The sequence below is a fragment of the Mycobacterium sp. MMS18-G62 genome (assembly GCF_053877835.1).
In genome coordinates this window covers 5,045,190-5,066,687 of record NZ_CM132662.1, presented here as the reverse complement: position 1 = coordinate 5,066,687, position 21,498 = coordinate 5,045,190, and the positions used below count along the sequence as shown (strand labels likewise).

Below are 21,498 nucleotides of genomic sequence, written 5' to 3'. Positions count from 1 at the left end.
ACGACATGTTGCCGTCGAGTGTCTGCGAGTGGCGCGACGGCGGCCGGCGGATGTCGACCGGACCGGGGTCGGTGTTCGTCCGCTCGGCGCCCGGCGACGGCCCGACGATCCTGCTGCTGCACGGCTACCCGTCCAGTTCGTTCGACTACCGCGGGGTGGTCCCGCACCTACATGACCAGTCGTGGCTGACGTTGGACTTCCTCGGCTTCGGGCTGTCGGACAAACCTAGGCCCCACCGATACAGCCTGCTGGAGCAGGCCGACATCGTGCAGAGTGTCGTCACGTCACAGACGTCGGGGCCGGTCGTGATCGTCGCCCACGACATGGGCACGTCGGTGACCACCGAGCTGCTGGCACGAGACCTGCAGGGCCGCTTGCCGTTTGAGCTGCAACGCGTTGTGCTCGCGAACGGCAGTGTGATCCTGCACCGCGCCAGCCTGAGACCCGCGCAGAAGATACTTCGTAGCCGATTCGGCCCGATCGTCGCCCGATTCTCGAACCGCGCCACGTTCGTAAAGGAATTCGGTCGGCTGTTCAGCCCCAACCACCCGTTGTCGGACGAGGAGGCCGAAGCGCAGTGGGCGCTGTGGTCCAACGATGACGGGAGCCGCATCGCCCACCTGCTGATCTATTACCTCCACGAACGGGTGCGCTATGCAGACCGCTGGCACGGCGCGGTGCGCGACTGGCCGAAACCGCTGAGCTTCCTGTGGGCGCTCGACGATCCGGTGGCCACCACCAATGTGCTCGACGGCCTTCGCGAATTACGGCCCGCCGCAGACGTTGTCGAGCTTCCCGGCGTCGGCCATTACCCGCAGGTGGAGGTGCCAGAGGTGTTCACCCGCGCCGCGCTCAGCCTGCTGTCAATGGCGTCCTAGGCACCGCGCACCGAGACCGCAGTTATCGAGAAGAAGTCCGAGTAACAACCACGATAACTGCGACTTCGCGCCACCTCTAGCCCAGCATCGTCGCGATCGCCGACGTCAGCTCCGGACCCGCCGACGTCGACAGGTTCTGGTAATTGCCGCCGCTGGCCTGGGCGACCGCCTCCCACGTCGCGCGGTCGGAGTCGTTACCGAAGTCGATCACGTTGACGGCGACCGGCCGGGCCGAGTCGAAGGCGCCACGGATGTACTGCTGCAGACCCGGACCGTCCAGTGATTGGTCAGTATGCGGCCCTGTCGTGATCACCAAGATCGAATTATTTTGGCCCTGGCGATAATTGGCCATCATGTCGGTGTAGATCAGCCGCAGCGTGGTGAACGATACCGCGCCGCCAGCCGAGGGCGACTGCGAATTCAGGGCAGACGTCAGCGCCGCCGAACGTGGCTGACCGTTGACCGGATCCGAGAGCAGGCCGGTGCTGACCTCCGACCGACCCTCTTTGCCGTCAAACGTCCACAACCCAACGTTCGACGTCGCAGGCAACGCCTGCAGCCGGGCATTGAGCGCGGCCACCACGTTGGCCAATCGCGACTTGCCGCCCTCCTCGGCCGGCATCGACTGGTCGAGCATGATTGTCACCGCTGGGCTTTCGGCCGGCGCGGTCAACGCATTGGCTAGCGTCGCCCGCATCGCGTTGTCTCCCACCGACAACGGCGCCGACACCGGCGAGAAGTTGGTGACATCACTCTTGGGCGGCGTGCCACCTTCGGTGCGGAAGCCGGCCTTGGCCAGCTCGGCCAGCTGCTCCGGTTTACGCATGAAACGGGCGAATTCGCTTGCCGCACTGACCTGTTCTTGAGACAGCCAACTGCCGGACAGCAAAACGGTCGGGTAGTCGGCCATGGCCGTCGGGCCAGGGGGAAGCCACGATGCGACGACGTTCTTGGCATCCGGCAGCGACGCCCCGCGCTGGAACAGCTGCTGTTCGGTCGTCACCACGGCGTGGACCGGTGCGGTCGAGGGATCGGCGGCTTTGAGCAGCGCATCCATAGCGGTGGATGCCTTGTTGTCGGCCAGCTTCGGTTGACCACCGACCAACGTATTGACCGCGCCCGTTCCCGCGCTGGGGGGAGCGCCGGCCGGCGCCGACGCCGCGGCGACGGCTTCGGCGGCAAGGTAGGACGCGTCGGCGTCACCGCTGAGCGGCATGGACAGCCGTAGCGATCCCCAGCCGGGAAGATTCAAGCCGTCCAGCGCCGCAGGATTGGTCTGCAATGACGGCAGGCTTCCCCAATTTTGTTGGGAAAGAGCATCTTTGAGTTGCGGCCGAACGGCCAGCAGCACCGGGGAGGTGACCAGCGACCGGCTGTCGCTGACGGTCTGCGCACCGGCCGCCGCCTCCAGCCGCGCCTCCGACACCGAACTCGCCGGGATCCAAAGCGCCGGCTGTTCGCCGAGTTCCGCCGGCCACTTGCCGATGAACCCGTTGACGACCTGATCCGGGTCGGAGGGTTTGACGCCGACCTTCACGCACCGGTCGGCAACGGGAGCGGCTGTCTGGTTGTAGTTGTTGGCCAGCGTCTGGATCCGGTCGGCAATGGACGGATCGGCGACGACGGCGACGGAGAGTTCGCCAGCTACGCATCGCGCGGCGGCGGCGTCGGTGCGGTGTGAGAGAACATCACCGAAGAAGCGCCACAGGATGATCCCGCCGACCACGACGACGACGGTCACCAGTGCCGCGATGACACCGAAGCTGACGCCGCGCCGACCGGTGGTAACCGCCCGGTGGCTACCGGTCCACTCACCGCCTTCCCACTCACCGCTGTGCCGCCGCGGCGGGGGAGTCGAGGCACGCTGGCGCGGCTCCGGTTCGTACGCGGGTCCGTCGTAATCGGAGTTGTCGCCGTAATCGGTGTCTTCGTAACGGGATTCGTCGAACTCGGCATCGTATTCGGGCCGACGGTAGTCAGCCCGCCCGTACTCGGGCTGGCGGTAACCAGGCCTGCCGTAATCGGATTGGCCATGGTCGGTCTCGCCGAAACCTGGTCCGTATTCCGGACGATCGTCGTCGACGGAGCCGAACCGCTCGGTCTGCGGCTCTGAAGACTCGTGGGCCTCGTGAGCCTCGGAGGCCTGCTCTTCGCCGGCCGAATCGTCGGGATCGGGAATGCTGTGCCTACCCATTGCGGACCTTGTGCTCGTCGTGTCGGGTGGTTTCAGCCACCGTTGCCGGCAACCTTCTCCTTCAACTCTCGTCGACGCCGGTGCAGGATCGGCTCGGTGTAGCCGTTGGGCTGCTTGGTACCGGCCAGGATCAACTCCTCCGCGGCCAGGAACGCGATGCTGGCGTCAGGGTCGGGTGCCATCGGTCGGTACTTGGAATCGTTCTTGTTCTGCTCGTCGACCACCGCGGCCATCCGCCGAAGGCTTGCCTTCACGTCTTCCTCGGTGATCACGCCGTGGCGCAGCCAGTTCGCCAGCAGCTGGCTGGAGATGCGCAGCGTGGCGCGGTCCTCCATCAGCGCGACGTTGTGGATGTCGGGAACCTTCGACGAGCCGACGCCCTGGTCGATCCAGCGCACCACGTAACCGAGGATCGACTGGCAGTTGTTGTCGACCTCCTCGCGGATCTCCTCTGGCGCCCATGCCAATTCCTTGGCCAGCGGGATGGTCAGCAGGTCCTCGAGCTTCGCGCGCCGCTTGCCGGCGAGATCCTTCTGCACCTCGAACACGTCGACATGGTGGTAGTGCATCGCGTGCAGGGTGGCGGCCGTGGGCGACGGCACCCACGCCGTGGTGGCCCCGGCCTTTGGCTGACCGATCTTCTGCTCGACCATGTCGGCCATCAGATCGGTCATCGCCCACATGCCCTTGCCGATCTGGGCATGCCCGACGAACCCGGCGGCCAACCCGGCGTCGACGTTGTTGTCCTCGTAGGCCAGGATCCACGGCTGGGTCTTCATCTGGCCCTTGCGGATCATCGGGCCTGCCTCCATCGAGGTGTGGATCTCGTCGCCCGTGCGGTCAAGGAAGCCGGTGTTGATGAACACCACTCGCTCGGCGGCGGCCTTGATGCACGCCTTGAGGTTCACGGTGGTGCGCCGCTCCTCGTCCATGATGCCGACCTTGAGTGTGTTCTGCGGCAGGCCGAGCACATCCTCGACGCGGCTGAACAGCTCGACGGTGTAGGCGACCTCGTCGGGCCCGTGCATCTTGGGCTTCACGATGTAGATCGAGCCGGTGCGGCTGTTCAGCAGCGGGCCGTTCCCGTCGCCCGAGCGCAGGCCGTGGATCGCGGCGAGGCTGGTGAACAGCGCGTCCTGGATTCCCTCGAACACCTCGTTTCCGTCCGCGTCGACGATCGCGTCGTTGGTCATCAAGTGACCGACGTTGCGCACGAACAGCAGGCTGCGGCCGGGCAGGGTCAGCTCGCCAGTCCCAGAGCCGGTGTCCGGAGTGGTGTAGGTGCGGTCCTCGTTGAGGACGCGCGTGAACGTCTTGCCGTCCTTGTCGACCTCGGCCGACAGATCGCCCTTCATCAAGCCGAGCCAGTTGCGGTAGGCGGCAGTCTTGTCGTCGGCGTCGACGGCGGCCACCGCGTCCTCGAAGTCGATGATCGTCGTCACGGCCGACTCGAGAACGACATCCTTGATGCCGGCTGCGTCGGTGGAGCCGACGGGCGAGTCGGGGTCGATCAGGACCTCGATGTGCAGGCCGTGGTTGCGCAGCAGCACGGACCACTGGGGCGAGCCGAGGTCGCCGGTGTAGCCGACGAACTGCTCCGGCGTGGCCAGGCCCGTCGACAAGCCGTCACCGAGGGTGATCAGGAGCTGGCCCTCGTCGATCTTGACGCCGGTTGCCTCGCTCCAGGAACCGGACGCCAGCGGCGCCGCCTCGTCGAGGAAATTGCGGGCGTACGCGATGACCTTGTCGCCGCGCACCTTGTTGTAGCTGGTGCCCTGCTCGGCACCGTCGGTTTCCGGGATCACGTCGGTGCCGTAGAGCGCGTCGTACAGCGACCCCCAACGCGCGTTGGCGGCGTTCAGCGCGAAGCGGGCGTTGGTGACGGGCACCACCAACTGGGGTCCCGCGGTCGTGGTGATCTCCGGGTCGACGTTCGCGGTGGTGATGGTGAAGTCGGCGGGTTCTGCCTGCAGGTAGCCGATGTCGGTGAGGAACTGCCGGTAGCCATCGGGGTCGATCGGCTCGATGACGTGCTGGCGGTGGTACTTGTCGATCTGGGCCTGCAGCTCATCCCGGCGTGCAAGCAGGTCTTGGTTCTGCGGGCTGAGATCGGTGACGACCTTGTCGACACCCGCCCAGAAGCTGTCGGGGTCGACGTCGGTACCGGGCAGCGCCTCGTTGTTGATGAAGTCGTACAACACCTGGGCGACGCGCAAGTTCCCGACCGTCACGCGATCCGTCATCATTTCCTCCCTCGAGCTGTCGACACAGCTTACCCACGGGTAACGGCGGGCTAACCGCCGTCCACCGCGCTGAGCAGCAGGTCACACCTGTCGGTCAGCGTGGCCCGCAGCGGCGCGGCCCGCTCAGCAATGGTCTGCTGGGTCCGAACATATTCGGCGCGACCGCCCGGCGTTTCAATGGCGATCGGTTCGAATCCGTAGTCGCGGAGATCATAGGGGCTGGCCCGCATGTCCAGTTCGCGGGCATCCATGGCCAACTGCAGGCAGTCCAGGACCAGTTCCGATTCCACCAGCGGCCCCAGCTTGTACGCGAACTTGTACAGATCCATATTTGCGTGCAGGCAGGCCGGCTGCTCGAAGGCGATCTGATCGGCACGCGTCGGCTGTCCTGCGTTGCGGCGCGCCGCGGGTTCGGTGAAGAAGCGGTAGGCGTCAAAGTGGCTGCAGCGCAACGGCATTGACTCGACCACCGTGTCGGTACCCGCCGCGCCGAGCCGCAACGGGACGCGCGCATGCCGCACTGCGGGCGCCCGGTACACCATGGCCCATTCATGCAGACCGAAGCAGTTCAGCCGGCCAGGGCGCGCGGCCGTGGCGCGGAACAGCCCGGCGATGTACCGCACAGTTTCGGCGCGGGCGACCAGGTGCGAACGGGTGACGGTGACGCCTGCGTGGTGCGGACCGTAGCCGCCGCGGCCGAGGTATCGGCGCGCGGAGTCGCCGCCGAGCACCACACCGAACCCCGGGTGCCAGATCCGTAGCTGGCGCGGCCGAAGGCTGTAATACGTGAACAGGAAGTCCCACACGGGATGCGTCTCGCCCGTCCGCATACGCCGCAGGTGCGGCTCGACGACCGCGTCTGCCCGCTGCCGGTAGTCGTGCGCCCGTTCGATCCAGTCGGCCTCGTCGAGCACGTGCTCGGTCACGCCGTATCCCGTCGCATGGTGCCGACGAGGTCCTCCACCAGGTCTTCCAGCGCCACCATCGCGGCGACGCTGCCATCGGCCGCCGTGACGAGAGCCAGGTGGCTGTTGTTGCGGCGCAGGCGGCTCAACGCATCGGGCAGCGGCAACGACTCCGGCACCTCCGGCAGCCGGCGCACCATCGCCGGGTCGACGACGGCGTCGGGATCGTCGACAAGCGACAGCACGTCCTTGATGTGGACATAGCCGACGAACCGGTCCGCACCGTCGACCACCGGGAAGCGGGAGTAGCCGGTCTCGGCCAGGGCCCGCTCGATGGCCCGCACCGTCGGGCCCTCACCCTCGGCCGCCACCGAGACGGCGTGAATATCGCGCAGCGGCACCGCCACGTCGGAAACGACGCGGTTGCGGATCTGCAGGGCCCGTGACAGCCGGTTGTGCTCTTCGGGGTCGAGCAGGCCTTCCGAGCGTGATTCGGCGATCATCTCCGACAGCTCGACAAGGGAGACGGTGTTCTCGAGCTCGGTCTTGGCCTCCACACCCACCAGCCGAAGCGACTTGATCGCGCACCAGTCGTAGAACGCGATGACGGGGCGGGCCGCTCGCACCCACAACAGATAGGGCGGCACCAGAAGCATCGCCGCCGACTCCGGTCCGGCGATCGCGATGTTCTTCGGCACCATCTCTCCGAGCAGCACGTGCAGCACCACGACGATCGTGATCGCGACGACGAACGACACCGTGTGCAGCACCGCGTCGGGCACACCGAACAAGTCGAACGGCTTTTCCAGCAGGTGGGCCACCGCCGGTTCACCGATGCGGCCCAACAGGATCGAGCACACCGTGATCCCGAGTTGCGCGCCGGCCAGCATCACCGACAGGTTCTCGCCGGCCCGGATGACCGTCACGGCGCTGCGCTTGCCCTGTTCTGCGAGCGCTTCGAGCCGGTCGCGGCGGGCCGAGATCAACGCGAACTCCGCGCCGACGAAGAACGCGTTGGCCGCGAGCAGCAGCATGGTGAGCACCACGCCGAGAACGTCGCCCATCAGCGCCCCTCGCCGGAATCGCCGTGACGGCCGAGCTCGGTGAGTTCGAGCAGATCGATGCGGCGGCCGTCCATCTGGACGACCGTCGCCAGCCAGCGGACCGGGTCTTCGATCGGACCGTCGGGGTCGAACGCCGTCAGCTCGACGGTCTCACCGGGCTCGGGGATGTGGCCGAGGTGCTGCAGCACCAGACCGCCGATGGTTTCGTATTCGCCCTCGGGTGCCCGGAAGCCCGTTTCGGCCGCCACTTCGTCGATGCGCAGCAGACCGGACACGTGCCAGCCGCGGCCGGCGGGCATCACATCGGGGGTCTTCTCGTCGTGCTCGTCGCGGACGTCGCCAACGATCTCCTCGATCAGATCCTCGACGGTGACCATGCCCGCCGTGCCGCCGTACTCGTCGGCGACCAGCGCGGTCTGCATGTCGTCGCCGCGGATCTGGGCCATCACCGCGTCCCCGTCGAGAGTCGACGGCACGACGGAAACACGCTGGGCCAAGCCTGCCAACCGCGTTCGGGCCCGCTCGCCGTGCGGGATCTCGAAGACTTGTTTGACGTGGACGAGGCCGATGGTCTCGTCAAGGTCGCCCTCGACGATCGGGAAGCGGGAGTAGCCGGTCTCCATGGCCTTGACCACCAGCTCCGCGACGGTGTCGTCGGCCTGCAGGACCTCGATCTTCGACCGCGGCGTCATCAGCTCTTCGGCGGTGCGCGCGCCGAACTGTAGCGAGCGGTCGACGAGTGTTGCGGTCACCGGATCCAGTGAGCCGCGGCGAGCGGAATTGCGGACCAGCGAGCCCAGCTCCTGCGGGGACCGGGCCGAGCGCAGTTCTTCGGCGGGTTCGATGCCCAGCCGGCGCAGTATCCAGTTCGCGCTGCCGTTCGTCAGGTGGATGAGCGGCGTGAACAACGTCGAGAACAGCACCTGGGGCCCGGCGACCACCCGGGCGGTGGGCAGCGGTTTGGCGACCGCGAGGTACTGCGCCACCAATTCGCCGAACACCATCGACACCGACGTGGCGATCAACAAGGACAGCGCCAGCGCGACGCCGTCGGCCACGTGCGGGGGCAGCGACATCGCGAGAAACGCGGGCCGAAGGAGCCGAGCGACCAGCGGTTCGGCGAGGTATCCGGTGATCAGCGTGGTGATCGAGATGCCCACCTGGGCGCCGGACAGCTGAAACGACAGCGTGCGATGTGCCCGCTGCACCATCTTGTCGCGACGGCCGCCGGTGCGGGCGTTGGCGTCGACGGTGCTGCGCTCCAACGCCGTCAGCGAGAATTCTGCGGAGACGAACACCGCGGTGCCGGCGGTGAGCACCAGGAAGCCCAGCACCGCGAGCAGGCTGATGACGATGTTCATCGCGACCTCAGCGAAACTGCGCCGGGCCGTGTGCCCGGCCGACTAGAGGAGGGCTCTGCGTCTGCGGATTCTTCGCCGGTCGCGGCGGTCGGCTCGTGGGACGGCTGCTCGGCCCGGAAGGCCCGACCCGAATCCGGGGCCTCGACGGGTGCCTGCGGCACGGCATCCCTTTCGCTTGGTCGGCTATGAATGCCCCATGTTAGCGGTCGGTGCTCGTCGCCGGCCCTACCAACCGGTGGGCAACGGGTGGCCTTCGGCGAAGCCGGCTCCCGACTGAACGCCGAGCACGACCTTCTCGTGGAGTTCGGCGATGTTGGCGGCGCCCACGTACGTGCATGTGCTGCGCAGGCCGGACGTGATGTGGTCGAGCAGGTCCTCCACGCCGCCGCGGGACGGGTCAAGGCCCATCCGCGAGGTGGAGATGCCCTCCTCGAACAACGCCTTGCGGGCCCGGTCGAACTGGCTGTCGGCCGCTGTCCGCGCGGCCACCGCGCGCTTGGACGCCATCCCGTAGCTCTCTTTGTACGGCTGATCCTCGCGGTCGCGCATCAGGTCGCCCGGCGATTCGTAGGTGCCGGCGAACCACGAGCCGATCATCACGTTGGACGCCCCGGCCGCCAGCGCCAGCGCCACGTCGCGGGGATGGCGGACGCCGCCGTCGGCCCACACGTGGCCGCCGAGTTGTCTTGCCGCCGAGGCACATTCGACCACGGCCGAGAATTGGGGCCTGCCGACGCCGGTCATCATCCTGGTGGTGCACATCGCGCCAGGGCCCACGCCGACCTTGACGATCGTCGCGCCCGCGCTGATCAGGTCACGGGTGCCTTCCGCGGAGACGACGTTGCCCGCGGCGATCGGTACACCGAGGTCGAGCGAGGACACCGACTTGATCGCGTCGAGCATCTTGAGCTGGTGGCCGTGCGCGGTGTCGACGACCAGAAGGTCGACGCCGGCCTCGGCGAGGCTGCGGGCCTTGGCGCCGACGTCCCCGTTGATGCCGACCGCGGCGGCGATGCGCAGTCGTCCCATGGCGTCGACGTTCGGGGTGTAGATGCCGGCGCGGATGGCGCCGGTCCGGGTGAGCACGCCGGCCAGCGTGCCGTCGGGCTCGGTGAGCACGGCGATGTCGATGGGCGCGTGTTCGAGAAGGTCGAACACTTGGCGCGGATCAGTGCCGACGGGTGCGGTGACGAAATCGGACAGTGCGACGTCGCGCACCCGCGTGAACCGGTCCACCCCGACGCAGTTGGCCTCGGTGACGAGGCCGATCGGGCGGCCCTCGAACACGACGACCGCCGCGCCGTGCGCCCGCTTGTGGATCAGCGCCATGGCGTCGGACACGGAGTCGTCGGGGGAGAGCACGACCGGGGTGTCGACGACGTGGTCGCGGCTCTTGACGAAGTCGACCGTGCCCTTGACCACCGAGATCGGAAGGTCCTGCGGCAGAACGACAATGCCGCCGCGGCGGGCCACGGTCTCGGCCATCCTGCGGCCGGCCACCGCCGTCATGTTGGCCACCACCACGGGGATAGTGGTGCCCGACCCGTCCGACGTCGACAGGTCGACATCGAACCGCGACTGCACGTCCGAGCGTCCCGGGACGATGAAGACGTCGTTGTAGGTCAGGTCGTAGGGCGGCGGGTGGCCTTCCAGGAACCGCATACGACCAGCCTAGGCTTCGACCTCGCTGTGGTCGCCGCTCCACAGCGTGTGGAACTTCTGCTCGCGATCGGAGTCGATGCGGGCGTAGGTGTGCGCGCCGAAGAAGTCGCGCAGGCCCTGAATCAACGCCGCGGGCAGCCGCTCGGTGCGCAGCGCGTCGTAGTAGGACAACGCCGACGCGAAGCCGGGAATCGGGATACCGAGTGTGGTGGCCGTGGTGACGACGCGGCGCCAGCTGTCGATCGCGTTCTCCACCGCACTGCGGAAGTACGGCGCGCTGATCAACGTCGGCAGGTTCGGGTCCTCGTCGAAGGCTTCCTTGATCCTGTTGAGGAACTTCGCGCGGATGATGCAGCCGCCGCGCCAGATCGTGGCCAGGTCGCCGGGCGTGATACCCCAGTCGTATTCCTCGCTGCCCGCCTGGATCTGGTTGAAGCCCTGCGCGTAGGCGATGATCTTCGACGCGTAAAGCGCCTGGCGCACGTCTTCGATGAACTTGTCTGCGTCACTTGGCTTTTCGCCGAGATCTCCGGATGCGAGGCCAGTGGTGGCCTTGCGCTGGGCGACCGAACCCGACAATGCGCGGGCGAACACCGCCTCGGCGATACCGGTGACGGGCACGCCAAGGTCGAGCGCCGACTTCACCGTCCACCGGCCGGTGCCCTTTTGCTCGGCTTCGTCGACGATGACGTCGACCAGCGGCTTACCGGTTTTCGCATCGGTCTGCCGCAGTACCTGTGCGGTGATCTCCACCAGGAAGCTGTCCAGGTCGCCCTTGTTCCACTCGTCGAACACGTCGGCGATCTCGGGTGCCGTCTTGCCGAGCCCGTCGCGCAGCAGCTGGTACGCCTCGCCGATCAGCTGCATGTCGGAGTATTCGATGCCGTTGTGCACCATCTTGACGAAATGCCCTGCGCCGTCGGGACCTATGTGCGTGCAGCACGGAACCCCGTCGACGTGTGCGGAAATCTCTTCCAGCAGCGGGCCCAGAGACTTGTACGACTCTGCCGGCCCTCCTGGCATGATCGACGGCCCGTTCAGCGCGCCCTCCTCGCCGCCGGAGATGCCGGCGCCGACGAAGTGCAGACCGCGTTCGCGCATCGCCTTTTCACGGCGGATGGTGTCGGTGTAGAGCGCGTTGCCGCCGTCGATGATGATGTCGCCTTCCTCCATCGCGTCGGCGAGCTCGTTGATGACGGCATCGGTCGGATCACCGGCCTTGACCATGATCAGCACCCGGCGCGGTTTCTCAAGGGCGGCAAGGAATTCAGCGATGGTCTCGCTGCGGACGAACTTGCCTTCCGAGCCGTGCTCGGAAAGCAGCGCATCGGTCTTGGCGATCGAGCGGTTGTGCAGGGCGACGGTGTATCCGTGCCTGGCGAAATTGCGCGCGATATTCGAACCCATCACGGCCAGGCCGGTAACCCCGATCTGAGCGGTGCCGGTGGTGTCGGAGTTAACAGAGTCGCTCATACGGGGGGCCTTTCATTTTTTTGTTGTCGCGGTTGTGTTTATCGGCTATGAGTGACTACGCCATGAAGAGCCGATGTAATTCCGTCAGCCACGGCACCGCGAGCGCGACCGTCGGCACGACGAGCACGGCGGCGGCGGCCAGATAGGCCGTCCCCGCGAGCGCCAGACTGTTCGGTCGGCCGCCGAGGCGGCGCACCCGCAGCACCGTTGTCGGCCCGCCCGCGGCCAAGGCGCCCAACGGCGCGCGTCCCGACGCGCACGCGACCAAAGCCCGCGCAAGGGGTTTCGGGCCCGCAGTGCGGACCGCGGCGTCGTCGGCGAGCAGTTCGATGAGCAGGCGCACCGCGTCCAGGGCGTTGGCGCTGCGGACGAATCGGGGGAAGGCGGCGTGCACCGCGGTGAACATCTCGAGCACCAGGTCATGGCGCGCCCGCAGGTGGGCGCGTTCGTGGGTGAGGATCGCGGCCATCTCGTTGTCGGCCAACGTATTCAGCGCGCCCTCGCTGACAACCACGCGGCTGCGGACGCCCGGCAGGCAGTAGGCGAGGGGTTGGGCCACGTCAAGGATTCGCAGGTGACTTCCCTGCGACTTGCCGACCAGGTCGACGACCATGCGGTGATGGGCGCGCCGACGCCGCGTGGCGACGGCCACCTGTACGACGGCGTAGGTCAGCCGTGCGCCGATTACCAGCGTGAGCGCGAAGACCACGACGTACGCCAGCCATAGCGGCCAGCCAAGCACTTCGACCTCGCTCGTGATGGTCGCGGTGGGGCGGCCATCCAGGCCGGGTGCGAACAACCGGCTGGCGATCGCGATGCCTGCCGAAAACGCCGAGAGGACGGCGGCCAGTGCGATCGCCTGCCACAGCACTATTGATGCCCGCGGTGCACGCATCGGCCACGTCGCCCGCGCGAGCATGGCCGGCACCGGCCCCGACAGCAGCAGGGCGACGAGTGTGAAGGCCAGCGCGGACACGCTGTAAGTCTCTCTCAGCCGGTGCCCGGACCGCCAGCGGGCGGGTCGTGCTGGTGCTTGCCTTCCAACTCGGCCAGCGCGCGGCGCAGTGCGGCGGCTTCGTCTGCACCGACTCGCTCGACGAAATGCACCAGCGCGGCCTGCCGACTCCCGGTGTCGGAGACCTGGTCGAGCGCGTCGACCATCAAGCCGGCCACCAGCTCGTCGCGTCCGTGCATGGGCGCATATCGGTGCGCCCGGTCGTCGCGATGCTGCACGACGAGGTTCTTCTTCGCCAACCGCTGCAACACGGTCATGATCGTGGTGTAGGCGAGGTCCCGTTCGGCCGCGAGCGCCTCATGGACCTGGCGCACGGTTTGGGGCTCACCGGAGGACCAGAGGTGGTCCATCACGGCGCGTTCCAGATCCCCGAGACGCGTCAACTTGGCCATGTTCCGTTCATCTCCATCAGCCTGTAGATCAAGGGTACTACGCGGTTACTACCGTGCGTCGTATCTAACACTTCCGAACAACTTTCGGCCGGGCTCCCAATGTTCCGGCAGTGGTTACCCGCAGGTCGTTCTCCCTTGTGAACCCAGTCACAGGGCCTGGCCTGCTCGATGCACGTGACTATAGTAAGGCTAACCTAAATCACGTTCGGGAGGTTCCCATGACGGTTGCAGTCGACGACCCGCTCATCGCGGGCATGGCGATCACGCGGATGCTGCCGCTTCACGAGTCGAGCGGCCGGCTACGCGCGCTCTATCCCGAATGTCCGCGTGTCTACGGCGTCGCGGTGATGGGTGATTTGTCGCGCCGGCGGTGGTGGCCGCTGGCCGAGGCGCTCACGACCGACCGCCTGCAATCGATGTTCGCGCTCGCCGCAGAGGAGACCGACAGCGGCGGCGCGGTGGCGCAGCAGCTCGCCGCCACGCTGGCGCATGTCGTCGTGGGCCGCGTCGTTCCGCTGCTGGCGCTCGAGGGGCGGGCCTGGGATACCGGCTTGGAGAACCTGTGGGTGCACGTCGACTCCGAGGGCGTAATCGACTGGGTCGGCGTCGTCGATCCGACGCTGCGTGCGCTGCCGGGCGACCCGTCGTTGCATATCGGTCGTTCGACGGGCGACGGCATCGTTGCGCTGCCCAGCGAGGCGGCCTTGACGACGTGGGTCGCGCACCGCAGCCATCGCGCTTTGGCGCCGCTCTTTGTAAGGCTGGCCGAGGTATCGGGCGGGGCGATGTCGGTCGCATCGATGTGGCATCTCGTCGGCTCAGCGGTGGTGAGCGCGGCGACACAGGTCCCGCTGCTGGCCCATTCGAGCGAAGCGACGAGCATGCGCCGCGGACAAGCGGTGCTCGACGCGCTCGTCGGATTCGGGCTCCCCGTGCGTGGCACCACCCGCGCGGGTGCAGGGAAGGTCTTGTTCAATTAGGGCAGCCTTGCCTATTCTAGTTACACGATCACACGTGAACCACCGGACCGCGCCGGAGTCCTGAGGGCTGCAGAGACTCCCGGTCCATTCGAGGGACGGACCTCGCGCCTATGGCGCGGGGTCCGTCCCGATTTCGGCCCGACCCGCGGCGAACTCCGTGGGCGCCGCCGTGTAGACACAATCGCGTGACGACGGAGATGCCCGCAGAGGTCGGCAAGGGATTCGACCAGGAGCTCGGACTCGAATATCTCGAGATGACGCCCGACGGTGGACGGGCGCGCTTGAAGATCAGCGACAAGCTGCTTCAACCGTGGGGCATCGTGCACGGCGGCGTGTACTGCTCGATCGTCGAAAGCCTGGCCAGCATCAGTGCACAGGTGTGGCTGATGCAGAACGGCGGTGGACACGTCGTCGGCGTCAACAACAACACCGACTTCCTGCGGTCGATCTCCTCGGGCATCGTCACCGCGGTGTCGACGCCGATCCACCGGGGCCGCCGCCAGCAGCTGTGGTTGATCACCATCACCGACGAGAACGACCGTGTCGTTGCCCGCGGCCAGGTGCGCTTGCAGAACATGCCGGCCGAATAGCCGCCGGCTTCGCCTGCGCTGCTGACTGCGGCGCGCCGTGGCAATATCGCGCACTATGCGCTTGACCCCGCATGAACAGGACCGGCTGCTCATTTCGTATGCTGCCGAACTCGCCAGGCGCCGGCAGGCCCGCGGCCTCAAACTCAATCACCCCGAGGCCGTCGCGGTGATCACCGACCACTTGCTCGAAGGCGCCCGCGACGGCCGCACGGTCGCGGAGCTGATGGTCAGCGGCCGCGACGTGCTGTCCCGCGACGATGTCATGGAGGGTGTTCCGGAGATGCTCTACGACGTCCAGGTGGAGGCCACCTTCCCCGACGGCACCAAGCTCGTTACCGTCCACCATCCGATTCCGTGATGATCCCAGGCGAGATCGTCTACGGCGACGGCGACATCGAAATCAACGCAGGCGCGGCCCGTCTGACGCTCGATGTGGTCAACACCGGTGACCGTCCGGTTCAAGTCGGCAGCCATGTGCACCTGCCTCAGGCCAACGCCGCGCTGGACTTCGATCGCTCTGCCGCATACGGCCACCGGCTCGACATCCCGGCGGGAACGGCGGTGCGCTTCGAACCCGGTGTAGCCCAGCAGGTTTCGTTGGTGCCGTTGAGCGGGTCGCGTGAGGTCTACGGGCTGAGCCTGAATGCGCCAGGGAGGCTCGACGCATGACCGAGCTGTCGCGGGCGCGGTACGCCGCGCTGTTCGGGCCGACCACCGGTGACCGGATCAGGCTGGCCGACACAGATCTGTTCGTCGAGATCACCGAAGACCGCAGCGGCGGCCCCGGCCTGGCAGGCGACGAGGCGGTGTTCGGTGGCGGCAAGGTGTTGCGGGAGTCGATGGGCCAGGGACGAGCGACGCGCGCCGACGGCGCGCCCGACACGGTCATCACCGGCGTGGTCATCATCGACCACTGGGGAATCATCAAGGCCGACATCGGTATTCGTGACGGTCGAATCGCCGCGATCGGCAAGGCGGGCAACCCCGACATCATGAGCGGGGTTCACCCCGATCTGGTGGTCGGCCCGTCGACGGAGATCATCGCGGGCAACGGCCGCATCGTCACCGCAGGAGGCATCGACTGCCACGTGCATCTGATCTGCCCGCAGATCATGGACGAGGCGCTTGGCGGCGGTATCACCACGATCATCGCCGGCGGCACCGGACCCGCCGAGGGCAGCAAGGCCACCACGGTGACGCCGGGCGCCTGGCATCTGGCCCGGATGCTCGAGTCGCTGGATTCCTGGCCGATGAATGTCGCGCTGCTGGGCAAGGGTAACACCGTCAGCACCGACTCGATGTGGGAGCAATTGCGCGGTGGCGCTTCCGGATTCAAGCTGCACGAGGACTGGGGTTCGACGCCTGCGGCGATCGACGCCTGCCTGCGCGTGGCCGACGCATCCGGTGTGCAGGTCGCGCTTCACTCCGACACACTCAACGAGGCCGGTTTCGTCGAGGACACCGTCGGCGCCATCGCGGGGCGATCCATCCACGCGTATCACACCGAAGGCGCCGGCGGCGGCCACGCCCCCGACATCATCACCATCGCCGCCGAGCCGTACGTGCTGCCGAGCTCCACCAATCCGACCCGCCCGCACACCGTCAACACCCTCGACGAGCATCTGGACATGCTGATGGTGTGTCATCACCTGAACCCGAGCGTCCCAGAGGATCTCGCGTTCGCCGAGAGCCGGATCCGGCCGTCGACGATCGCGGCCGAGGACCTGCTGCACGACATCGGCGCGATCTCGATGATCGGCAGCGACGCCCAGGCGATGGGCCGCATCGGCGAGGTGGTCATCCGGACATGGCAGACCGCGCACGTCATGAAACGCCGCCGCGGCGCGCTGCCCGGCGACGACAAGGCCGACAACAACCGCGTGCGCCGCTACGTCGCGAAATACACCATCTGCCCGGCCATTGCGCACGGACTCGATGCTGAGATCGGATCGGTCGAAGTCGGCAAGCTCGCCGACCTGGTGCTGTGGGAGCCGGCGTTCTTCGGGGTGCGCCCCCACGCGGTGCTCAAGGGCGGCATGATCGCCTGGGCCGCAATGGGAGACGCGAACGCGTCGATACCGACACCGCAGCCCGTGCTGCCCCGCCCGATGTTCGGCGCCGCGCCGGCCGCTGCCGCCGCCACGTCGGTGCACTTCGTGTCGCCGCAGGCTGTCGACGATGGCCTTGCAGAACGGCTGGCGGTGAACCGGAAGCTGGTCGCCGTCAAGGACGTCCGCAAGGTCGGCAAGGCCGACATGCCGCTGAACGACGCACTGCCGCGGATCGTGGTCGATCCGGACACGTTCACCGTCCGCATCGACGGCGACGTGTGGCAGGAACAGCCCGCCGCCGAATTGCCCATGGCGCAAAGATATTTCCTGTTCTGATGACGAACCTCGCGACGCTGCTGGCGCTGGCCGACTCGCGACTGCCGACAGGGGGACATGTCCACTCCGGCGGTGTCGAAGAGGCGGTGACCAGTGGACGTGTCGTCGACCTCGCGACACTGCGTGCGTACCTGCGCCGCCGGATCCGCACGCAGGGGCTGGTGACGGCATCACTGGCGTTCGCCGTACACGCCGGAACCCTGTCGGTGACGGACGCCGACCGCGAAACCGACGCCCGCACACCGGCACCCGCAGCGCGCCAGTCATCCCGTGCCCAGGGGCGTGGTCTGCTTCGGCTCGCCAAGCGGGTGTGGCCAGACAACGACTGGCAAGCGCTGGGCCCGACGCCGCATCTGGCCGTTGCGGCGGGCGCGGTGGGCAGGGCCAGTGGCCTCACGCCAGAACAGACCGCGCTGTCGGTCGTTTACACCACCATGACCGGATCCGCGACCGCCGCTCAGCGACTTCTGGCGCTCGACCCCGGTGACGTCGCCGCACTCACCATCGCACTTGCGCCGCTGTGCGAGGCGACCGCCGCCGACGCGGGCAAAGAGCTTGCCGACCTGTCCGATCCGCTGCTCGACGTGCTTGCCCAGCGGCACAGCCAACGCGAGCGACCGCTGTTCGTCTCCTGAAAGGCCAAGCATGCCACCACATTTCCTTGACGGCGAGCCGCATAGTCACTCCGAGCGGCCAAGGCGTCAGCGCGAACCGGGGGAGCCGCTGCGAATCGGCATCGGTGGACCCGTCGGCTCAGGCAAGACCGCGCTGGTGGCGGCGTTGTGCCGACAACTGCGCGACGACATCTCGCTGGCAGTGCTGACGAACGACATCTACACGACCGAAGACGCCGACTTCCTGCGCCGCCACGCCGTGTTGCCCGACGAGCGGATTGCCGCGGTGCAGACCGGAGGATGTCCGCACACCGCGATACGCGACGACATCACGGCCAACCTCGATGCGATCGACGACCTCGTCGCCTCCAACGATCGACTGGACCTGATCCTGGTCGAGTCCGGTGGTGACAACCTGACGGCCACGTTCTCGTCGGGCCTGGTCGACGTCCAGATCTTCGTGATCGATGTGGCAGGCGGCGACAAGGTGCCCCGCAAGGGCGGGCCCGGGGTGGCGTACTCGGATCTGTTGGTAATCAACAAGACCGACCTGGCGCCGCTCGTCGGGGCCGACCTCGACGTGATGCGCCGCGACGCGGCCAAGGTACGGGACGGCACACCTGCGGTGCTGATCTCACTGACCGACGACCCTGCCGCGACGCCGGTGCTTGCCTGGGTACGAGAGCAACTGTGCGTTCTGACGTCCTGATCGTCGCGTGCCCCGGCCGGCCGCCCCGCATCGAATGCACGGGCGGGCTGGCCGCGCGGCGCACCGAAACCGACACGGTGCATCTGGTGTCGTCGGCGGCCATCCCGCTCGGCGGCGACGCGATCCATGTGCGGGTCGTCGTCGAACCGGGTGCGAGGCTGCGGGTACGCACCGCCGCGGCGAGTGTGACGCTGCCTGGGGCGACCACCACCGAATCGCACGCGTTCTGGACGCTCGAGGTCGCCGGTGATCTGGACGTCGACCCCCAACCGACCGTGGTCGCCGCGACCTCGCGACATTTCAGCTCGACCCGGCTCAACCTGACCGAATCCGGCCGTATCCGGTTACGGGAGCGAATTCAGATCGGCAGATCCGGTGAGCGGCAAGGGTTTTGGTCTGGATCTCTGTATGCCGACGTGGACGGGTCGCCGCTGCTGCGTCATCGCATCGAACTCGGCAACGGATCGGTGACCGACGACGAACTCGGCGTGCCGATGGCGTGCATCAGCGAATTGCACTATCCCGAAAGCGACGTCAAGACTGCCGGCCTCCCATTGACATTGGCGGGCGGCGGCTGCCTGGCGACCTGGCAGGGCGAGAGGCTCTAACTCGCCGCCTTCTCCGTGTCCTGCACGGACGCAGCGATTTCCTGCAGTTCTTCGATGCGGGTTCTCGCGTACGCCTGCTGCTCGGTGATCGTCAGATTTCCGCGCGCCCTCGACAGGAACGTCACCGTCCAGGACAGCAACGTGGTGACCTTCGTCTTGAAGCCGACGAGATACACCAAGTGCAGCACCAGCCAGGCGAGCCAGGCGATGAAGCCGCCGAACTCCAGCCGCCCGACCTTCGCGACCGCCGAGAACCGCGACACCGTCGCCATCGAACCCTTGTCGAAATACTGGAACGGCTCGCGCTGCGTGCGGTCGGCGCCCTTGAGCTCCGCCTTGATCGCCTTGGCTGCGTACTTGGCGCCCTGGATCGCGCCCTGCGCCATGCCCGGCACCCCGTCGACCGCGGCCATGTCGCCGACGACGAACACGTTCGGGTAGCCGGGGATCGTCAAGTCCGGCAACACCTTGACCCGACCCGCGCGGTCGAGCTCCACATCGGACTGCTCGGCGAGGTCACGGCCGAGCGGGCTGGCCGACACGCCGGCCGACCACACCTTGGTCGCGGACTCGATGCGTCGGATGGTGCCGTCGGAATCCTTGACGGTGATGCCGTTGCGGTCCACATCGGTCACCATCGCGCCCAGTTGGATCTCGACGCCCATCTTCTCCAGCCGCGCCTGCGCCTTCTTGCCGAGCTTTTCGCCCATCGGCGGAAGCACCGCGGGAGCCGCGTCGAGCAAGATCACCCGCGCCTGTGTCGAATCGATATGGCGGAACGCGCCTTTGAGTGTGTGGTCAGCGAGTTCGGCTATCTGCCCGGCCATCTCGACACCGGTGGGGCCGGCGCCGACGACGGTGAACGTCAGCAGCTTCTCGCGGCGCGCGGGATCGCTGGAGCGCTCGGCCTGTTCGAATGCGCCGAGGATCCGGCCGCGCAGCTCGAGCGCGTCGTCGACGGTCTTCATGCCCGGCGCAAACTCGGCGAAGTGGTCGTTGCCGAAGTAGGACTGGCCCGCTCCTGCCGCGATGATCAGGGTGTCGTACGGCGTCACATAGCCATGGCCGAGCAGCTCCGACTTGACTGTCTGACCGGCCAGATCGATGTGCGTCACGTTGCCCAACAGCACCTGTACGTTCTTCTGCCTGCGCAGAATGATCCGGGTGGGCGGGGCGATCTCACCCGACGAGATGATGCCCGTGGCCACCTGGTACAGCAGCGGCTGGAACAGGTGATGCGTGGTCCTGGCGATCAACTTGATGTCGACGTCGGCGTGCTTGAGGGCCTTGGCGGCATTGAGGCCGCCGAATCCCGAACCGATGATCACGACCCTGTGTCGATCGGTGGCAGTGGCTCCGGGATGGCTCATTTTTGGGGCTCCTCGACGGACTACACGTGCACTTATACAGACACTACGGTAGCCGCCACGCATCCCCGCAGCGCCGTGAGATTTGCCACGTCACCGCGGATTTAAACGCCCAACAGCGGCCTCAGCTTTTCGGCAACTGCGGTGACGCCACCCGGTTGATAGCCGTTGAGGCTCGTGACCGGGCTCAGGATGACGCCGTCCACGCCTGCGTCGAGAACCTTGGTCTTGATCTGGTCGGCGACCTGATCCGGCCCGCCGACGACCGCCTGCTGCTTGAAGTCGTCGGGGATGAGATCCGGCGTGACGTTCTCGTCGATCACCGCGATGACCAGCATACTGGTCTCCAGCGTCGAGGGGTCACGGCCGATCTCCTCGCAGCGCTGCTTGACCACGGCCACCTTGCGGGGCAATTCGTCGAATCCGGCGATGATGTTCAGATGGTCGAAGTACTTGGCGGCCAACGGAATCGTCTTCTTCTCGCCGCTGCCGCCGATCATCAGCGGAATGTGCTCACGCATGCGGGGCTCGGCCATCGCTTCCTGTGTGCGGTAGTACTTTCCGGAGAATGTCGGCCGCTCACCCTTGATCATCGGCAGGATGATCTGCAGCGCCTCGTCGAGCTTGTTGAAGCGGTCGGTGAATGTGCCGAATTCGAAGCCGAGGCTGTCGTGTTCGAGCTCATACCAGCCCGTGCCGATGCCAAGGATTGCGCGCCCCTGGCTGACCACGTCCAGCGTGGTGATGGCCTTGGCCAGCAGCGCCGGGTTCCGGTAGGTGTTGCCGGTGACGAGCGTGCCCAGCTGGACCTTCTCGGTGGCGGTGGCCAAACCGCCGAGCGCGGTGTAGGCCTCCAGCATCGGCTGGTCGGGCGTCCCGAGGCCGGGCAGTTGATACAAGTGGTCCATCACGAAGACGGAGTCGTAGCCGGCAGCCTCGGCTTCCTGAGCCTGGGCGATAACAGTGGGGAAGATCTCGGCGACGCCGGTGCCATAGGAGAAGTTGGGGATCTGGAGTCCAAGTTTGATGGTCACGTGGACCACGTAACCACAACTA

20 protein-coding genes are annotated in these 21,498 nt (G+C 67.0%); 9 read left to right on the top strand and 11 right to left on the bottom strand.

Annotated features, from left to right (window positions below; all coding sequences use genetic code 11):
* Window positions 1-5: 5 nt before the first annotated feature.
* Entirely contained in the window at window positions 6-878 is an 873-nt protein-coding gene (locus ACWW36_RS25235) for an alpha/beta fold hydrolase (protein WP_456138674.1), read from the top strand.
* A gap of 76 nt (window positions 879-954) precedes the next feature.
* Here ACWW36_RS25235 and ACWW36_RS25230 read toward each other — a convergent pair whose 3' ends face one another.
* The 9 genes from ACWW36_RS25230 to ACWW36_RS25190 all read right to left on the bottom strand — a co-directional run bounded on the left by ACWW36_RS25230 (window position 955) and on the right by ACWW36_RS25190 (window position 13,187).
* Window positions 955-3,072: a substrate-binding domain-containing protein gene (locus ACWW36_RS25230; RefSeq protein WP_456138673.1), complete on the bottom strand. Its 2,118-nt coding sequence runs from the start codon at window positions 3,070-3,072 to the stop codon at window positions 955-957.
* Window positions 3,073-3,104: 32 nt separating this feature from the next.
* Complete coding sequence (locus tag ACWW36_RS25225; protein ID WP_456138672.1) at window positions 3,105-5,315, bottom strand: malate synthase G; 2,211 nt, start codon at window positions 5,313-5,315, stop codon at window positions 3,105-3,107.
* Window positions 5,316-5,365: 50 nt separating this feature from the next.
* Entirely contained in the window at window positions 5,366-6,241 is an 876-nt protein-coding gene (locus ACWW36_RS25220; RefSeq protein WP_456138671.1) for a 3-methyladenine DNA glycosylase, read from the bottom strand.
* Complete coding sequence (locus ACWW36_RS25215; RefSeq protein WP_456138670.1) at window positions 6,238-7,284, bottom strand: hemolysin family protein; 1,047 nt, start codon at window positions 7,282-7,284, stop codon at window positions 6,238-6,240. Before ACWW36_RS25215 ends, ACWW36_RS25220 begins: the two co-directional genes overlap by 4 nt.
* Entirely contained in the window at window positions 7,284-8,645 is a 1,362-nt protein-coding gene (locus tag ACWW36_RS25210) for a hemolysin family protein (RefSeq protein WP_456138669.1), read from the bottom strand. The genes ACWW36_RS25215 and ACWW36_RS25210 overlap by 1 nt, the downstream gene beginning before the upstream one ends.
* A 225-nt stretch (window positions 8,646-8,870) precedes the next feature.
* Entirely contained in the window at window positions 8,871-10,307 is a 1,437-nt protein-coding gene (locus ACWW36_RS25205; protein WP_456138668.1) for a GuaB1 family IMP dehydrogenase-related protein, read from the bottom strand.
* Window positions 10,308-10,316: 9 nt separating this feature from the next.
* Window positions 10,317-11,780, bottom strand: a complete 1,464-nt coding sequence (gene gndA, locus ACWW36_RS25200; protein ID WP_456138667.1) for an NADP-dependent phosphogluconate dehydrogenase — start codon at window positions 11,778-11,780, stop codon at window positions 10,317-10,319.
* A 55-nt stretch (window positions 11,781-11,835) separates the two neighbouring features.
* A complete protein-coding gene (locus tag ACWW36_RS25195) occupies window positions 11,836-12,756 on the bottom strand; it encodes a M56 family metallopeptidase (protein WP_456138666.1) in 921 nt (306 codons plus the stop codon).
* Between the two features lie 14 nt (window positions 12,757-12,770).
* The gene (locus ACWW36_RS25190) at window positions 12,771-13,187 is read right to left on the bottom strand and encodes a BlaI/MecI/CopY family transcriptional regulator (RefSeq protein WP_456138665.1); all 417 of its coding nucleotides are present in this window, start codon (window positions 13,185-13,187) and stop codon (window positions 12,771-12,773) included.
* 218 nt (window positions 13,188-13,405) lie between these two features.
* Between ACWW36_RS25190 and ACWW36_RS25185 the strand changes: the two genes are divergently transcribed.
* The 8 genes from ACWW36_RS25185 (at window position 13,406) to ACWW36_RS25150 (ending at window position 19,075) form a co-directional block, all read left to right on the top strand.
* A complete protein-coding gene (locus ACWW36_RS25185; protein ID WP_456138664.1) occupies window positions 13,406-14,167 on the top strand; it encodes an iron reductase in 762 nt (253 codons plus the stop codon).
* Between the two features lie 197 nt (window positions 14,168-14,364).
* Window positions 14,365-14,757, top strand: a complete 393-nt coding sequence (locus tag ACWW36_RS25180; protein WP_456142618.1) for a PaaI family thioesterase — start codon at window positions 14,365-14,367, stop codon at window positions 14,755-14,757.
* Window positions 14,758-14,812: 55 nt separating this feature from the next.
* Window positions 14,813-15,115 (top strand): urease subunit gamma, encoded by a 303-nt coding sequence (locus tag ACWW36_RS25175; protein WP_456138663.1) that lies wholly within the window; start codon window positions 14,813-14,815, stop codon window positions 15,113-15,115.
* Window positions 15,115-15,426: an urease subunit beta gene (locus ACWW36_RS25170; RefSeq protein WP_456142617.1), complete on the top strand. Its 312-nt coding sequence runs from the start codon at window positions 15,115-15,117 to the stop codon at window positions 15,424-15,426. Before ACWW36_RS25175 ends, ACWW36_RS25170 begins: the two co-directional genes overlap by 1 nt.
* Complete coding sequence (locus ACWW36_RS25165) at window positions 15,423-17,144, top strand: urease subunit alpha (RefSeq protein ID WP_456138662.1); 1,722 nt, start codon at window positions 15,423-15,425, stop codon at window positions 17,142-17,144. The genes ACWW36_RS25170 and ACWW36_RS25165 overlap by 4 nt, the downstream gene beginning before the upstream one ends.
* On the top strand, window positions 17,144-17,779 hold the full coding sequence (locus tag ACWW36_RS25160) for an urease accessory protein UreF (RefSeq protein ID WP_456138661.1): 636 nt from the start codon (window positions 17,144-17,146) through the stop codon (window positions 17,777-17,779). The genes ACWW36_RS25165 and ACWW36_RS25160 overlap by 1 nt, the downstream gene beginning before the upstream one ends.
* Before the next feature lie 10 nt (window positions 17,780-17,789).
* Complete coding sequence (gene ureG, locus ACWW36_RS25155; protein ID WP_456138660.1) at window positions 17,790-18,467, top strand: urease accessory protein UreG; 678 nt, start codon at window positions 17,790-17,792, stop codon at window positions 18,465-18,467.
* A complete protein-coding gene (locus ACWW36_RS25150; RefSeq protein ID WP_456138659.1) occupies window positions 18,449-19,075 on the top strand; it encodes an urease accessory protein UreD in 627 nt (208 codons plus the stop codon). Before ureG ends, ACWW36_RS25150 begins: the two co-directional genes overlap by 19 nt.
* On the opposite strand, the gene ACWW36_RS25145 is transcribed toward ACWW36_RS25150, so the two are convergent.
* Both ACWW36_RS25145 and ACWW36_RS25140 read right to left on the bottom strand, forming a co-directional pair.
* Window positions 19,072-20,445 carry an NAD(P)/FAD-dependent oxidoreductase gene (locus ACWW36_RS25145; protein WP_456138658.1) on the bottom strand — a complete coding sequence of 458 codons (1,374 nt, stop codon included), beginning with the start codon at window positions 20,443-20,445 and terminating at the stop codon, window positions 19,072-19,074. The two genes, ACWW36_RS25150 and ACWW36_RS25145, sit on opposite strands and share 4 nt — an antisense overlap.
* Before the next feature lie 101 nt (window positions 20,446-20,546).
* Window positions 20,547-21,476, bottom strand: coding sequence for an LLM class F420-dependent oxidoreductase (locus tag ACWW36_RS25140; protein WP_456138657.1), 930 nt, complete (start codon window positions 21,474-21,476; stop codon window positions 20,547-20,549).
* Between the last annotated feature and the right edge of the window lie 22 nt (window positions 21,477-21,498).